The sequence below is a fragment of the Thioalkalivibrio sp. ALE23 genome (assembly GCF_000378545.1).
Lineage (GTDB): Bacteria > Pseudomonadota > Gammaproteobacteria > Ectothiorhodospirales > Ectothiorhodospiraceae > Thioalkalivibrio.
Genome location: NZ_KB900034.1, coordinates 171,256 through 187,306, shown reverse-complemented (window position 1 = coordinate 187,306; position 16,051 = coordinate 171,256). Strand labels below are relative to the sequence as shown.

Here is a 16,051-nt window from a genome sequence, read left to right as displayed (position 1 = left end):
CGGGGCTGCGCCCCGGTCAGCGGCGCACGAACTCCGCGATCAGGTCGGCGGCATCGTCGGCGAAGAAATCGCGGAAGAAGTGCCCGGCACCGGGCACCGTATCCACGCGGATTTGACCATCATCCTCCAGCGCCGCCATGCGTTCGGGCAGATCCGGCACCACGTCGTCTTCCTCGCCGATGATCACCTGGGTCTCGGTCGCGATGCCGTCGATCACGCTCGGCGTGTCGTGCTGCGGGCCGGGCTCGTAGTAGCCGATGAATGCCCGCGGCGCGACCTCCAGCGCCTCGCACTGCAGGAAGCGGTGATCCTCCAGCATGCCCCCGTTCGCTCCGGCCTTTTCGCGCGCGGCTTCCAGGGCCTCGTCCAGCTTGGTGCCGGTCTGCTCGAGGAACTGCGCCGCGGTTTCATCGGCGTCGAAAGTGGCCGGTGCCAGCAGGGTCAGCCCGGCGATGTTGTCCGGTTCCCGCTCGGTCAGATAACGCGCGATCTGATTGCCGCCGCGGGAGTGCCCCATCAGGGTGACCGGTCCGTAGCCCTGGCCGGCCAGCCAGTCCTGCCACGCCCCCAGTTCGTCCATGTGTTCCTCGGGACCATGGGTCACGGGGGCGTCACATTCGAACATCCCCTCGCGCTCGTCGATGCCGAAGCTGAGATTGATCGACAGGGTGTTGAGTCCGTGCTGTTCGGCCAGCAGGTCCTGCACCGCGGTCATCACCTCCATGCGCCCGTGGGCCAGGGTGCCGTGCAGCATCAGCACCACGCCGTCCTCCGGCGCGGCGCCGCTGCCCTCGGCGAGATGCCCCACCAGGTTCAGGCCGTCGTGTTCCAGGGTCACGCGTTCGGCGGCGGCAGCCGGGAGGGAAAGACCGATGGCAACGGCCAGTGCGGTCAGGGTCGGGAGTACATTCTTGCGCATGCGTACGGCCTCCATGGGTCGAACGGGATGGTCGGGAAACACGGGGCGCAGGGCCTTTGCAGGAAGACCGCGTGAACCATGCAAATATTCCGTGCAATGTTGGCCACGAAGTATTGACCCCGGGGGTAAAGCGCGGATACTGGAATCCAGGGTTCCCTGCGGGGAATTGCAGTAACCTCGGCAGGCGGATGCAGGGCTGTTGGACATCCACCGCGGTTGGGCGGACGACCAGGGTGGCCGTTCGCGGGCAACAGTCGCGCACTTCCGACAGCATTGAGGCACGTCATGCCGCGTTCCCGCGAATTCGAACCGCTGACTTTCCCGCAGCGGGGTCTGATTCTTTTCTACCTGGCGGTTGCCGCCTTCTACCTGATCTGGCGTTTCACCACGCTCAACCCCGAAGCCCTGACCTTCTCCTGGCTGGTCTACGGCGCCGAGATCTACGGTGTGCTGACCATAGTCATGCACGTGATCATGAACTGGCGTCTGACCGTGCGAACGCCACCCCCCGCGCCGGAAGGGCTCAAGGTGGACGTGTTCGTCCCGACCTACAACGAGCCCGAGGCCGTTGTCCGGCGCACCCTGCTGGCCTGCGTGCGCATGGATTACCCGCACGAGACCTGGTTGCTGGACGACGGCAACCGACCGGAGATGAAGACCCTGGCGGAGCGCCTTGGCTGTCGCTATCTCGTGCGCGAAAGCCGCGAAGATGCCAAGGCCGGCAACCTGAACAATGCCCTGGCCCACGCGCAGGGCGACTTCGTCGCGATCTTCGACGCCGACCATGCACCGCACCGTCACTTCCTCACCAACACCCTGGGGTACTTCACCGACGAGGGCGTGGCCTTCGTCCAGACCCCGCAGGACTTCTACAATCTGGATTCGTACCAGCATCGCCTGGACCCCGACCGCAAGCAGCTGTGGACCGAACAGTCCCTGTTCTTCCGCGTCATCCTGCGCGGGAAGGACTACTGGAATGCAGCGTTTTTCTGTGGCAGCTGCGCCATCGCCCGCCGTCGCTGCCTGGACGAGATCGGCGGATTCGCCACCGGCACGGTCACCGAGGACCTGCACACCTCGATCCGGCTGCACGAACGGGGCTACCGCTCGATCTATCACGCGGAGCCGCTGGCCTTCGGCATCGCGGCCATCGACCCGGAAGGCTTCCTCAAACAGCGCCTGCGCTGGGGCCAGGGCGCCATGCAGGTGTGGCGTCAGGAGCGGGTGCTGACCAACCCGGGCCTGACCTGGCCGCAGCGCATGAACTACTTCGCCAGCATGCTCACCTACTTTGACGGCTGGCAGCGCCTGATCTTCTACACCATCCCGGCGATCGTTCTGGTCACCGGCGTGCTGCCCATCAGCGTGACCGTGACGCAGTTTCTGATGGTGTTCATCCCGTACATGCTGCTGAGTTTCTGGGCCTTCGAGGAACTGACCCGCGGGTACGGTCGCACGACCATCATCGAGCAGTACAACTTCGCCCGCTTCGCGATCTTCGCCCGCGCGACACTCGGGCTGTTCCGCCGGCACCTTGCCTTCCGCGTCACGCCCAAGAGCCGGCATACGGGGAACGATCGCCCGCAGCCGCTGCGGGCGCAATGGTTCATCCTGGCCTTCAACGCCCTCGCGATCCCGACCGGCATCGCGCTGTACCTGGCGTACGGGCACCTGCCGGGTGACGCCCTGATCGCCAACGTGCTGTGGGCCGGCGTGCTGATCCTGATCGCCGTGGCATTGTTCCGCTACACCGCGCGCAACGAGCGTTTCCGTCGCGCCGACTACCGCTTTCCGATCCCGGTGGCGATGTCGGTCGCCACCCCGGACCGGGCCCCGCGTCTGTTGACCGTGGACGACCTGTCACCCGGCGGCTGCCGTGCCTACGGGGCGCTGCCCCCGGGCACCGACGAGGACACCCCGCTCGAGGTCAACCTGCATCTGCCGGGCGGCCCGCTGGCGCTGACCGCACGGGTACGGTTCTCTCGCACCGAGACCGCCCCCGACGGCGAACACTACAGCCGGGTCCACGGCCTGCATTTCGAGGCACCGGACGAGACGGCACACCAGCGCCTGGAAGCCTTCCTGCATGGCAACGACCTGCAGTGGCACGTACAGGGCTACAGCGAGCAGGCCCGCACCCCGCTGATGCGCCTGGCCGAGCGCCGCGACGCAACACGAACGCCGGTGGCCGAGTTCGCCCGCCACCTGGCCGCGGTGCATTACTGGACGGCCTGTACCTGTCGGTTCCCGGTGCAGTACGACACGGAGGCCTTCTACGGCGTGGTCACCGTGAACCCCGCGCCGGGGGCCGACCCGTACCTGCTGGTCAACCGCCCCCTGATCGCGGGCGGTGCCATCGAGATCCATACGCGCCCGTACCAGACCGGAGCCGGCATACTGCGGGCCACCATCGGGCCTTCGCGCCTGCTGGCCACCGCCGACGGCCCGGTTCACCTCTATCAGCTCCAGACCGAAAAGGAAGCCACTCCATGCCCGCAACCCGCCGAAACCAGCGCCGTCTCGGCCTGACCGGGGCCGCTGCCCTGGTCCTCCCGCTGGCCATTTTCGCCCTGCCCGTACGGGCCGACTGGCTGGGTCTGGCCGGCGTGGAGGGCCTGTTCGACGGCGGCTATGCGTATACCGCGGCGATCATTCCCAACGACGGCGAGCTCGGCAACGGCTGGGCGCAGCGCTATCGCGTGGACTATTCGCAGTACGAATACCCCGACAACGACACCACCGTGAAAGGCCGGGCCACCGGGGCCTCGGCCGCGCTGGGCTACCAGTTCCCGGTACAGGATGGCTGGCTCAGTACCTATGTCGGGGCGGCCTGGTACCACACCCGACTGGACCCCGAGCCCGATGACAGCGACGTGGTCGGCGGACGGCTGCGCGCGGTCCTGGACATGGATGCCGGGCGCATCATCGACGAGCGCTGGATCGTCACCGGCGGGGTCAGCATCACCCCGGCCGACCGTGCCTACTGGACCCGCGGCCGGGCGATGCGGCGGCTGGGCGACAGCCGCTACTACCTCGGGCCGGAGGTACTGTTCCACGGGGACCGCGACTACGACGCCGTCCATCGCGGACTGGCCCTGCAGATGCGCGAGGTCCGCCCCGGCCTCGACATGGTCGTGAAGACCGGACACAAGCAGATCCGCGACGGTGGCGATTCCGGGGGTTACCTCGGGCTTGAACTGGTGCGTCACTTCCGCTGACGCGGCCGGCCCGGCACGGGTGACATCCCGCCCGCGTCGCGGCAGGATGAGAGCCGGGTCAGATACGGGCCATACAGGGGAAGTGCATTGGAAGACCAGCCGGAGCAGTCGCCCTCGAACTGGCATGCCCGCGAAGCGCGGGACGTCGCGGATGAGCTGAAGAGCCACACGGACCACGGGCTGTCGCAGGATCAGGCCGGCGAGCGGCTGCAGAAACACGGCCCCAATCGTCTGCCCGAAGCGGAGCAGACCGGACCGCTCAAGCGCTTCCTGCTCCAGTTCCACAATGTCCTGATCTATATCCTGATCGCGGCGGCCGTGGGCACTGCGCTGCTGGATCACTGGCTGGACACCTGGGTGATCCTCGGGGTGGTCCTGATCAACGCCATCATCGGCTTCGTGCAGGAGGGCAAGGCGGAAAAGGCCCTGGATGCCATCCGCGACATGCTCTCGCCTCAGGCGGTGGTGCTGCGCGACGGCCAGCGGCGCACCATCCCCGCCGAGGAGCTGGTCCCGGGCGATATCGTGCTGCTCAACGCGGGTGACCGCGTGCCGGCGGACCTCCGCCTGTTCTCCGTGCACAACCTGCGTGTCGACGAAGCCGTGCTGACCGGCGAGTCCCTGCCGGTGGACAAGGAGACCGAGCCCGGCCCGGAAAAGTCGGACCTCGGGGATCGCCGCAACATGGCCTTCTCCGGAACCATGGTCGCCTACGGGCAGGGCCGTGGCGTGGTGGTGGCCACCGGCGAACGCACCGAGATCGGCCACATCACCACCATGCTGGGCGAGGTCGAAAAGCTGACGACCCCGCTGCTGGCTCAGATCGCGCAGTTCGGGCGGTGGCTGTCGGTCGGCATCGTGGGCCTCGCGGCGCTGACCTTCGCCTTCGGCTACTGGGTGCGGGACTACGCCCTGGTGGAGACCTTCCTGGCGGCGGTCAGCCTGGCGGTGGCCGCGATCCCCGAGGGCCTGCCGGCGATCATGACCATCACCCTGGCGATCGGCGTGCAGCGCATGGCCATGCGCAACGCCATCATCCGCCGCCTGCCCGCGGTGGAGACCCTGGGATCGGTCACCACCATCTGCTCGGACAAGACCGGGACCCTCACGCGCAACGAGATGACGGTGCGCACCATCGTGACCACCACCAGCGTGACCTCGGTCTCCGGCACCGGCTATGCCCCGGACGGCGGTTTCTCGCGCGACGAAGCCGAGATCGACCCGCAGGAGGACGCGGTGCTGTCGCGGGCGATCCATGCGGGGCTTTTGTGTAACGACGCCGAACTCCATCATCGCGACGGCCAGTGGTTCATGGAGGGGGCGCCCACCGAAGGCGCGCTCGTGACCCTGGCGGCCAAGGCCGGACTGGACCCGGCGTCGCATCGCGCCGAACACCCGCGTGCCGACGTCATCCCCTTCGACTCCGCCTACAAATACATGGCCAGTCTGCATCACGACCATCACGGCAATGGCTGCATCTTCGTCAAGGGGGCCCCGGAAAAGCTGTTGACCATGTGCGGCAAGGAGCTGGGGCCGGAGGGTGAACGCCCGCTGGACGAACGTGCCTGGCGCGAACGGATCGACGCCATCGCGCGCGGCGGGCAGCGCCTGCTGGCGGTGGCGATCCGTTCCACTGACGCCAGCCAGACCGCACTGCAGGACTCGGATCTGGAAGACCAGCGACTGATCCTGGTGGGGATCTTCGGCATCATCGATCCGCCCCGCGACGAGGCGATCGAGGCGGTGCGCAAGTGCCGCGACGCCGGCATCCGGGTCAAGATGATCACCGGCGACCACGCGGTGACGGCGAAGGCCATCGCCGCCGAGCTGGGCATCCGCGCCCGTGGCGGCGCGATGGACGGGCAACAGATCGAGGCCGCCTCCGACGAGGAACTGCGCCGACAGGTGCGCGACGTGGACGTGTTCTCGCGCGCCACACCGGAACACAAGCTGCGCCTGGTCACCGCCATCCAGGCCAACGGCCAGGTGGTCGCGATGACCGGCGACGGCGTGAATGACGCCCCGGCGCTCAAGCGCGCCGATGTCGGCGTGGCCATGGGCATCAAGGGCACCGAGGCCTCGCGCGAGGCCTCCGAGATGGTGCTGGCGGACGACAACTTCGCCTCCATCGCCAACGCGGTGGAGGAAGGCCGCACGGTCTACGACAACCTGAAGAAGGCCATCCTGTTCCTGCTCCCCACCAACGGCGGCCAGGCCTTCACCATCGTCGCCGCCATCCTGCTCGGACTGACCCTGCCCCTGACCCCGGTGCAGGTGCTGTGGGTCAACATGGTCACCGCGGTGACCCTCGCCCTCGCGCTGGCCTTCGAGCCCACCGAGCCGGGGGTCATGCAGCGCCGGCCTCGACCGCCGGGTACGCCTCTGCTGTCCGGATTCCTGCTGTGGCGGGTGGCCTTCGTCTCCGTGCTGCTGGTCGCCGGTACCTTCGGCCACTTCCTGTGGCTGGAGCATCAGGGGGTCCCCGACGACTTCGCCCGCACGGTGGCGATCAACACCCTGGTCATGGGTCAGCTGTTCTTCCTGTTCAACAGCCGCTACATCCTCGAGCCGGTGTTCAACCGCGCCGGGCTGCTGGGCAGCCGCGCGGTGCTGATCGCGGTGGCCGTGCTGATCCTGCTGCAGGGCCTGTTCACCTATGCCCCGCCGCTGCAGTTCCTGTTCGGCACCGCCGCCATCGGCCTCGAGGAATGGCTGCGCATCCTCGCCTTCGGCGTGATCCTGTTCGTGCTGGTCGAGATCGAGAAAACCATCCTGCGCCGCCACGGGTTCGACCCGCACGGTCAGGGCAAGGCCGGCACGCGGTCGAACCAGGGAGACGCGGTCTCGAGCTGACCGGCAAGGCTGAACAGCCTCGCCTCGCCGGTCACCGGGGCGACGAACTGCACGCCCCCGGGCAGATTGTGCGGGGTCCAGTGCAGGGGCACCGACATCGCCGGGGCGCCGGTCAGATTGGCCAGCTGGGTGAACGGGACCCGTCCCAGCTCGTCGCGAACCAGGCGCTCGACCAGCCCGGAGGCCCACAGCAGCGGGAGCGTCCTCGACCGCAGTACGAACTCCAGGGCCGTTCGCTGCCACCCGGGCAGTGCGGTCTCCCCGATGCGGGGCGGCGGCCGTGCGACCGTGGGCGTCAGGTACAGGTCGTATTGCTGGTGAAAGTCGTGCATCGCGTGGCGGTACCGGTTCCAGCGCTCGTGCGCGGCAACGTAATCCGCCGCGGACAGCGACCGCCCCAGCGCCGCCATCACCCGGGTCTCGAGCTCGAAACCCGCGGCACCCGCACCGGTACGCTGGCGCACCCGCTCCACCATCGCGGCCACCTGGCCGAACCACAGGGTCAGCCAGTCGCGCGCCAGCTGCTGACCGTCGATCGCCGGTTCCGCCTCCTCGACATGGTGACCCAGCCCCTCCAGCAGGCGGGCCGTCCCCTCCACGGCCGCACGGCATTCGGGATGCACCTCCGTCCCGATCGGCGAACGGGTCGCATACCCGATCCGCAAGGAACCGGGTGCGGCCGCCACCGCCTCGGAAAACGGCCGTGCGGGCGAGCCCCCGAGCGCGGCATCCAGCAGTGCCGCGCTGTCGCGCACGCTGCGGGAGATCACATGATGCACCGCGGCGCCGTGCATCCATTCGGAAAACGCCGGACCCGCCGGGGTACGCCCCCGCCCCGGCTTGAACCCGAACAGCCCGCAATGCGAGGCGGGGATGCGGATCGAACCACCGCCATCGTTGGCCCCGGCCACGGGAACGATTCCGGCCGCCACGGCCGCGGCCGCGCCTCCGCTGGAACCGCCCGGCGAAAGCGCCGGATCCCACGGGTTGCGGGCCGGGCCGTGGATCACGGGCTCCGTCACCGACCGCGCGCCGAACTCCGGGGTGTTGGTCCGGCCGAACACCACCAGCCCCGCAGCCCGCCAGCGGCGGGTAATTTCGGCTTCGACCTCCGCACTCGCGCCGGCATCCCGCAGCGCTCGGCAGCCCCGGTCGCTGCCTTCGCCGGCCAGCTCCTGAAACAGGTCCTTCACCAGGAACGGAACGCCGGCGAACGGCCCGGCCGGCGGACCGGCCGCCTCCTCGCGAGCTCTGGCATCGCGGCGGGCCACCACCGCATTGAGCTCCGGGTTCACGGCATCCGTGCGAGCCAGGGCGCACTCCAGCAGTTCCCGCGCCGTGGTCTGCCCGTCAGCGACGGCCGCCGCCATGGCCATCGCATCCATTCGCCGATATTCTTCGAAATCCATCCGCGGCTCCCGGCACGCACCCGGCCCCGATGTTACGGGTATCCGCTGTCCCCGGCAGCCCGCCGGGACATGGGTACGGATCCTGGCCCGGCCGTACGTGGTCTTACGGGAATCGACCCGGAACAACGGTTACCGGAGGTCACATGCTGCAGGCCCGATACCGACAGACCCTGGGGACGCTTTGCGTACTGGCCCTGGCCCTGTGGGGGCTGCCCGCCCCGGCAGACGATGGCGCGGCGACGGTAGTCTGGGAGGAATCGGTCGAAGTTGCGCGTGGCGAGGCCTGGCGCGGCCCCTGGCGCATGAACGATTCGGATTTCCGCTATGTCGATGACGCCTCGGTGGCCATCAACGACCACGGCGAGGTAGTGCTCTAACCACCTTGCCAGGTCTCGCCTGATTGCATACCGCGAGAGAAGGCACCCCTGTTTGAAGACGATGCACACGACGCTCACGGCGGAACAGGAAGCGATCGTGGTCCAGGTCCGGGAAATCGCCCTGCAGTGCCGGGATCACGCTTTGCCATTGCTGCTCGCGATCCGTCCAGAGGATGCAATGCGGCGCGCTCTCCACATCCGGGTTATAACGTGCGCTGCGCCGCACGGCAGCCACCAGCGCTTCCGCCACCGTCTGCGACTGTTGACCGGCCTGCTGCTCACTCATACCTGCACTCCGAACATCTGCCCCAGTCGATCGAGGATCTCGTCACCGCTCTCATCGGTGATATCAAGGGTTTTCAGGTAACCCGCATCCAGTTGCCCTCGCTGCGCATCCAGAAACTCGTGCAGATCACGCCGCGCGGTCTCGGGCAGTTCAACCGTCTGGCCTGGCACGAGCATGCGGTACAGCCGGAGGATATCGCTACGGTGCTTCTTCACGTCCCTGGAATCGATGGGCTCACCCTCGGCCCTGCGCTTGCTCAAGTCCAGCCAGGCGCGCGCCTTCAGCGGGATCAGCGCGTACTCGGTGATCACCGGCACCCCCAGAAGCTCGCGCTTTTGGGCGTGGATGAGCGTGTAATAGTCAGAGTCCAGCAGGATAGCCGACAGGCTGACTACCGCCTCGTCAATCGGCACCGGCGTCAGGTGGCTGTCCTCGACGAGCGGAAGATGCCCCGGCTCGCGGGCGAAAAATTCGAGCATCGTCGGGAAATGCGGATCGCTCGGCTTGCTGAAGCGATAGAACGTGCGCGGCGCCTCTCCCGCCTGGCGCACCTCGTAGCCCCCCTCTTCGATGAAATCCCACATGCGCTGTCCGAACTCGGCAGTCAACGACTCCACGCACAGCACGATGTCGAGATCCCGCGTAGCGCGGGGCTCCAGGCCAGCTTCCTCCTGCACCAGATAAGCCGCTGCCCCGCCGATCAGCACGTAGCAATCTTCGAAGCCGGCAAAGCGCTTGGCGAACCATTCCAGCCCTCTCACCATGGCAAGGCTTCCAGCATTTCCGCCACCGCCTGCTCCACACGCTCGTCGGTGCGGTCACGCAGGCTCAGATCCAGCGAGAGCGGGTCCACACAGCCCTCGCGCGCACTCGCTTCCGGCGGATAGCGCCATAGCTCCACCAGGCAAGTGCCGTCGTCCTGCACGGGAATCAGCTCCAGGCCCTGACCAAGCCGCCGCCAGGCGCGGCTGGCCAGGGCATAGACCGGCTCCGCGGGCGGTCCGAGCAGGGAGTACTCAGCCAACGCCGACTCGCCCGCACGCGGCAGCGACCATTCCGCAATATCCGCCGCCATCACCCGCACCGTCTCGCGTACCGGGCTGCGCAACCAGGGCTGCGCCTTCTGCCATAGATCCTTCGGCGGCTCGGCGAGCTCAACAACGCGCTCCCGCCCATGGAGCTCGGTGCGCACCAGCCCATTGCCTTCCAGCTCCTTGATTGCACGGCTCATACTCATGGCGGTATAGCCCAGTGGCTCAGCCATCGCGGTCGCGCTGGCAGGCATGGCGATCTGGCCGAGCAACATGGCCACGAAGACCGCCTGCGTAGCCGGGCTCAGCCGCTCCGTGGGTGCCGCGCCCCGCCGCTGAGAGCGCTGGTTGGTCATCAGATGGCCCAGGCGCGGCCAGTAGATCTGCTCGCCGACCACCACGAAGGGCACCCGCACACCCACCAGCCGCCGTCGCAGATAGCTGGGCAATGCATCGGCCACCAGGCAGTACGCCGAGTCTGCCTCGCCCGCCAATTCCATGGCCTTCTCAATCTGCGCGACAAAGGCGCGGGTGCCTCGAATTCGGCCCTCGTCGCGCAGCAGCAACGCCACCACGCGCTCGCCGTCAATCGTGCATTCGTGCAGCTCGAACAGTTGGCGCAGGTACGTGGGCAGATTGGCAGGCAAAGCCCGCCCCCAGGTCACGGGCAGCCCCGTCTCCTGCTCGAAGTAGCGCGCAAATGCCTTTCCAAGCGTCATCGTCGGGCAACGCTAACATAATTCTCTATCGCTAACATTTTTTTTGTTAGCGTCCGGACATCCTGTTAGCTTCGCTCCCGGTCACCGAGGCAGGAACGGGCCCCCCCGCGACAGCCTCCATCCTCGCGCATTACACACCACGCGCCGCCCGCTTCTCGGCCAGGGTCAGGTGGTGATCGAGGTGAGGTTTTGCCATCACATGGATCGGGGCCGTGCCGACGGGCCGGCCCCTTAAGGAAGCACTGATCGCATCACCGCAGGTACAGCCGGACCCTCACTGGCCTTCTTCGCTGTCGTCATCATCGACCAACTCCACCGGGCCGGAAAGGTCGCGCTCATCCACCAGGATCTCGCTCTGCATGAGCGCGCTCAGCGTGGCACTTCCGCTGATGGGACCCACCGCCATGTCCGGCGCAGCCGGGTCCGCGCGTCCTTCGTTATCGATGGCCGTATCACCACCGGCAGAATCATCCGCACGCCGCAGCACGCTCCCCGCATCTCCGGCTGACACATCCCCCTGCTCGGGCTCAGGTTCGGATTCGGGCTCGATGGACGCGTGAGTCATGGGCCAGTCCTCGGGGGAGAGGACGTAGTTACTGGCCTCGCCGTTCTGCCCATCCCCCAGTTCCGCATTGGTCAGCGACACCTCGATGTCCTCGCCAGGCCCAGCTTCGGCGAACGCCGCCGCCAGATCCGTCAGCTCCAGGTCCTCCCCGTCAACCAGGTTCTCGAGGCTCAGGCCATCCGTCTCATCAAGGGCCGCTTCGGTCGTACCGTCGTACTCCCGGTCCTCGGCGCTGAACTCGCCGCCCAGCGTCACGGTGCGCGGGTCGATGGTCGCCGTGGTGGTCGGCGCACCGTCCAGGCCCAGGCGATAGTTTGCGGCGTCACCGTTGGCGCCGTCAGTCAGGGACCCGTCGGTCAGGTTCACCTCGATGTCGTCTCCGGCATCCGCACCGGCAAACGCCGCCGCCAGATCCGTCAACGCCAGATCTTCTCCGGCCACCAGGTTCTCGAGGGTCAGATCTCCCGTCCCGGTCAGCGTCGCTTCCGCACTACCGTCGTAGACCTTGTCCTCGGCGCCGAAGTCGCCACCCGGCGTCACGGTACGCGGATCAATGGTCGCCGTGGTGGTCGGCCAGTCCGTGGTCAACAAGGTGTAGTTGCTGGCCAGACCTTCATCTCCGTCGGCCAGCACAGCCTCGGTGAGGTTCACCGTGATGGCCTCGCCAGCATTGGCGTCGGCAAACGCCGCCTTCAATGCCGTCAGGCCCAGGTCCTCCCCATCCACCAGGTTCTCGAGGATCAGGCCTTCGGTCTCGTCGAGGGCCGCTTCGGTCGTACCGTCGTACTCCCTGTCCTCGACGCTGAACTCGCCACCCAGCGTCACGGTGCGCGGATCAATCGTCGCCGTGGTGGTCGGCGCACCGTCCAGGCCCAGGCGGTAGTTTGCGGCGTCACCGTTGGCGCCGTCAGTCAGGGACCCGTCGGTCAGGTTCACCTCGATGTCGTCTCCGGCATCCGCACCGGCAAACGCCGCCGCCAGATCCGTCAACGCCAGATCTTCTCCGGCCACCAGGTTCTCGAGGGTCAGATCTCCCGACCCGGTCAGCGTCGCTTCCGCACTGCCGTCGTAGACCTTGTCCTCGGCGCTGAACTCGCCACCCAGCGTCAGCTCACGCGGGTCAATGGTCGCCGTGGTGGTCGGCGCACCGTCCAGACTCAGGCGGTAGTTTGCGGCGTCACCGTTGGCGCCGTCAGTCAGGGACCCGTCGGTCAGGCTCACCTCGATGTCGTCTCCGGCATCCGCACCTGCAAACGCCGCCGCCAGATCCGCCAGCCCGAGGTCTTCCCCGTCCACCAGGTTCTCGAGGGTCAGGCCACCCGTCCCGGTCAGTGTCGCTTCCGCGCGGCCGTCGTAGAGCTTGTCCTCGGCGCCGAAGTCACCACCCAGCGCCACGGCACGCGGATCAATGGTCGCCGTGGTCGTCGGCGCGCCATCCAGACTCAGGATGTAGTTGTCAGCACTGCCGCCCTCTCCGTCCGCGAGCCCCTCGCCGCTGAGACTGACGGCCAGATTCTCACCCACATCCGATTGCTCGAAAGACGCCGTCAGGCTCTCCAGATTCAGCGCTTCGCCCTCAACCAGGTTGTTGAGGCTGAGGTCGGTGGTGTCGATGGTGGCAACGTCCGTGCCATCGTAGGCCTTATCCTCGGCGCTGAATTCACCACCCAGCGTCAGCTCACGCGGGTCAATGGTCGCCGTGGTCACGGGTGCATCCTCCAGACTCAGGCGGTAGTTTCCGGCGTCACCGCTGGCGCCGTCAGCCAGAGACCCGTCGACAAGATTCACCGTGATGCCTTCGCCGACACCGGCGTCCGCGAAGGCCGCCGCCAGATCCGTCAACTCGAGATCTTCCCCGTCCACCAGGCTCTCGAGGGTCAGCCCACCCGCCCCGGTCAGCGTCGCTTCCGCACTACCGTCGTAGACCTTGTCCTCGGCGCCGAAGTCACCACCCAGCGTCACGGTACGCGGATCAATACTCGCCGTGGTGGTCGGCCAGTCGGTGGTTAACAGGGTGTAGTTGCTGGCCAGGCCTTCGTCTCCGTCGGCCAGCGCGGCCTCGGTGAGGTTCACCGTGATGGCCTCACCGGCATTGGCGTCGGCAAACGCCGCCGCCAGATCCGTCAGCGCGAGGTCCTCCCCGTTTACCAGATTCTCGAGGGTCAAACCTTCGGTGCCGGACAGCGTCGCTTCCACACTGCCGTCATACTCCCGATCCTCGACGCTGAACTCACCGCCAAGGGTCAGCTCACGCGGGTCGATGGTCGCCGTAGTGGTCGGGGCGCCATCCAGGGTCAGGCGGTAATTGGCGGCGGCACCATTGTCACCGTCCGCCAGCGTTCCGTCGGTCAGGCTCACTTCGATATTGTCTCCGACGTCGGCGTTCGCGAACGCCGCCGCCAGCTCCGTCAACTCGAGATCTTCCCCGGCTACCAGGTTCTCCAGTGTCAGCCCATCGGGCCCGGCCACGGGGGCGTCAGTAGCGCTATCGTAGATCTTGTCCTCAACGGCGAAATCACCCGCCAGGGTCACGCTGCGAGGGTCAACCCGATACTGTTCCAGCCCCTGGATATTCAGGTCGTAGCCCTGCTGCGGGGAGGCAACGCCCAGAATGCGCTGCACATCCCGCTCACCCGCGTCGGCACCCGCGAGGATCAACTCCAGCGCCTCGACCGAGATCAGGCCTTCGTCCACGCCCTCGGCCACGCTCCACGGGGTCTCTTCCCCCAGTTCCACCACGGCACTGCCGTCGTACTCCCGGCCTTCCTCGGGGGCAAATTCGATGACCGCCTCGTCCTTGAAGAAGGCCCGCAGCAGCGGTCGGGCCGCGCCGTCGTACAGCCGCCAGGCGGTGTCGTCGCCGGCCTCGGAGCTGAGCGACCACTCGGTAAAGGTATCCCGGTCCTGCAACGCTTCGGTGCTGCGGCCGTTGGCGATGCCACTGCTGTCCTCGTCCTCGGTTACCCCGGAGGCGTCGGTGTCCCAGTAGCTGTGCTCGACATCATTTCCGTCGCCGGCCTCATCGCCGGCGAAACCGCCGATACCGGCCTCCTCGCCAGCCTCCACACGCCCGGCGGAGTAGGCTTCACTCACAGCGGCACCCCCGGCGAGACGACCCACGAAACCTCCGGCATGCGCGTCCGTGCCATCACCCACCGTCACGGCACCGGTGGCGTAGGCCCGATCGATGCCGGAATCTTCCATGACACCCAGCAGACCGCCGGCAATGGCGTCGTCCCCCGCTTCCACCGAGCCGGTGGCGTAGACTTCCGTGAGGTTGGTGTCCGTGGCCGTTCCGATCAGCCCGCCGGCGATGGCCGAGGCCCCCGCCGTAACCGGGCCGTTCGCATAGGAATGTTTGACGACCGTATTGTTTGCCTGGCCCACCAGGCCACCAATCTTGCTACGTCCCGCGACCTGTCCCGAGGCCTGTGCTTTCTCGATGGCGATCATGTTGCCGGCGTCGTTCGCATGAATGCCGCCGATGAGGCCCCCGATATTCGAGAATACCCCCTCGACGTCCCCGTTGACAGTGGCATCCGTAACCGTAATGGACTGTTCACCCTCACCGTCACCAATCACGATGCCCAGCAAACCGCCGACGTGGCCACTACTACCGGTGACGTTCACGTCCGATTCCACGTTCACGAACTCAACGCTGGCGCCTTCTTCATTGCCCTTGCCCGCAGCGGTCTCACCAACGAGCCCGCCGATCATCTCCTCGCCTGCCACCTCTCCGGATACGACCACATCGGAGATCGTCATCGTGCCTCCGTCCCTGGCGCGAGCACGTCCCACCAGCGCGCCCACGCGCCAGTCTCCAACGACATCAACGCCTTCCAGCACGAGATCTCGCAGGATGGCGTTGAGGGCCACCCCGAACAGGCCACCGGCCTTCAGGTCATACGGGTCGGGCCGGTCAATGGTCAGGTTCCGGATCGCATACCCCTGGCCATCAAACCGGCCCACAAACGGCGCGTCGGAGTCACCGATCGGATCCCAGTTGGCCTCATCGGCGAGATCCAGGTCATTCGCCAATTCGAACGCATACCCGTCACCGACTACTTCGTGGATGTTGCGCAGATGATCCGTACGGGCGATCTCGTACGCCGTCTCGTCGCCATGTTCGGTGCCGCCAAAGCCTCCGCCAAACAGTGTGGCCATCGGCAGTGACATGGCATAGTCATCATCATCGACAGCACTCAACGATGGTAGCGAGCCCGCACGATACCCCTCCCATTCGGCGCCATCGCCGTCGTAGTCCTGACCGTCCCAGCCACCCACGTCTTCCAGGGCCCGGCGGATAGCCTGCCGGCTGACACCCCGATGGTCGTCATCCATTTCACCGACATTGGTTTCGGCGTCATAGAACACGTTATCCACGACAACGTCTCCGCCAGTGGCACCCGCCACACCGCCGGTATGCGTGCCACCGTTCACGGTGTTCGAGGCATAGGCATCCCGGATCGAGACCTCGTCGGCGGCCCGTCCCAGGAGGCCGCCGGTGTTCCCATCGCCCGTCACTTCCGTGGTGGCGTGCACGCGCTCGAGATCGGTGGAGCCCCGGGCCACACCCACAAGGCCGCCCACGTCGTCCCCGCCGGCCACGCTGCCGGAAGCAAAGACATCCTCGATGCGGGTATCGCCCTCGGCCACCCCCGCCAGGGCACCGAC

General features: G+C 67.1%; 9 protein-coding genes and 1 pseudogene. 4 read left to right on the top strand and 6 right to left on the bottom strand.

The window, feature by feature from the left end; genetic code table 11:
• Positions 1-16: 16 nt before the first annotated feature.
• Positions 17-919: an alpha/beta hydrolase gene (locus F573_RS0109580; protein WP_019022404.1), complete on the bottom strand. Its 903-nt coding sequence runs from the start codon at positions 917-919 to the stop codon at positions 17-19.
• 285 nt (positions 920-1,204) lie between these two features.
• Between F573_RS0109580 and F573_RS0109575 the strand changes: the two genes are divergently transcribed.
• The 3 genes from F573_RS0109575 to F573_RS0109565 all read left to right on the top strand — a co-directional run bounded on the left by F573_RS0109575 (position 1,205) and on the right by F573_RS0109565 (position 6,990).
• Complete coding sequence (locus F573_RS0109575) at positions 1,205-3,448, top strand: glycosyltransferase (RefSeq protein WP_019022403.1); 2,244 nt, start codon at positions 1,205-1,207, stop codon at positions 3,446-3,448.
• Positions 3,409-4,137, top strand: a complete 729-nt coding sequence (gene bcsS, locus F573_RS0109570) for a cellulose biosynthesis protein BcsS (RefSeq protein ID WP_018870492.1) — start codon at positions 3,409-3,411, stop codon at positions 4,135-4,137. Before F573_RS0109575 ends, bcsS begins: the two co-directional genes overlap by 40 nt.
• 87 nt (positions 4,138-4,224) lie before the next feature.
• Entirely contained in the window at positions 4,225-6,990 is a 2,766-nt protein-coding gene (locus tag F573_RS0109565) for a cation-transporting P-type ATPase (RefSeq protein ID WP_019022402.1), read from the top strand.
• On the opposite strand, the gene F573_RS0109560 is transcribed toward F573_RS0109565, so the two are convergent.
• Positions 6,939-8,399, bottom strand: a complete 1,461-nt coding sequence (locus tag F573_RS0109560; RefSeq protein ID WP_019022401.1) for an amidase — start codon at positions 8,397-8,399, stop codon at positions 6,939-6,941. The two genes, F573_RS0109565 and F573_RS0109560, sit on opposite strands and share 52 nt — an antisense overlap.
• Before the next feature lie 143 nt (positions 8,400-8,542).
• On the opposite strand from F573_RS0109560, the pseudogene F573_RS0109555 reads away from it, so the two are divergent.
• Positions 8,543-8,773 (top strand): annotated as a pseudogene (locus tag F573_RS0109555) (exo-alpha-sialidase); the annotation flags it as partial.
• Here F573_RS0109555 and F573_RS15405 read toward each other — a convergent pair.
• The 4 genes from F573_RS15405 to F573_RS0109540 all read right to left on the bottom strand — a co-directional run.
• Positions 8,748-9,062: a hypothetical protein gene (locus F573_RS15405; RefSeq protein WP_231384409.1), complete on the bottom strand. Its 315-nt coding sequence runs from the start codon at positions 9,060-9,062 to the stop codon at positions 8,748-8,750. The pseudogene F573_RS0109555 and the gene F573_RS15405 overlap by 26 nt on opposite strands.
• Positions 9,059-9,826 (bottom strand): hypothetical protein, encoded by a 768-nt coding sequence (locus F573_RS0109550; protein WP_019022399.1) that lies wholly within the window; start codon positions 9,824-9,826, stop codon positions 9,059-9,061. The genes F573_RS15405 and F573_RS0109550 overlap by 4 nt, the downstream gene beginning before the upstream one ends.
• Positions 9,820-10,812 (bottom strand): hypothetical protein, encoded by a 993-nt coding sequence (locus tag F573_RS0109545; RefSeq protein ID WP_231384408.1) that lies wholly within the window; start codon positions 10,810-10,812, stop codon positions 9,820-9,822. The genes F573_RS0109550 and F573_RS0109545 overlap by 7 nt, the downstream gene beginning before the upstream one ends.
• Positions 10,813-11,086: 274 nt before the next feature.
• Positions 11,087-16,051: YDG domain-containing protein (locus F573_RS0109540; protein WP_019022397.1), on the bottom strand; the 4,965-nt coding region annotated here is incomplete at its 5' end.

Coding starts and splice junctions, on each gene's coding strand:
- F573_RS0109550 (WP_019022399.1), bottom strand. CDS start 9,826: ATGGTGAGAGGGCTGGAATGGTTCGCCAAGCGCTTTGCCGGCTTCGAA.
- bcsS (WP_018870492.1), top strand. CDS start 3,409: ATGCCCGCAACCCGCCGAAACCAGCGCCGTCTCGGCCTGACCGGGGCC.
- F573_RS0109575 (WP_019022403.1), top strand. CDS start 1,205: ATGCCGCGTTCCCGCGAATTCGAACCGCTGACTTTCCCGCAGCGGGGT.
- F573_RS0109545 (WP_231384408.1), bottom strand. CDS start 10,812: ATGACGCTTGGAAAGGCATTTGCGCGCTACTTCGAGCAGGAGACGGGG.
- F573_RS0109560 (WP_019022401.1), bottom strand. CDS start 8,399: ATGGATTTCGAAGAATATCGGCGAATGGATGCGATGGCCATGGCGGCG.
- F573_RS15405 (WP_231384409.1), bottom strand. CDS start 9,062: ATGAGTGAGCAGCAGGCCGGTCAACAGTCGCAGACGGTGGCGGAAGCG.
- F573_RS0109580 (WP_019022404.1), bottom strand. CDS start 919: ATGCGCAAGAATGTACTCCCGACCCTGACCGCACTGGCCGTTGCCATC.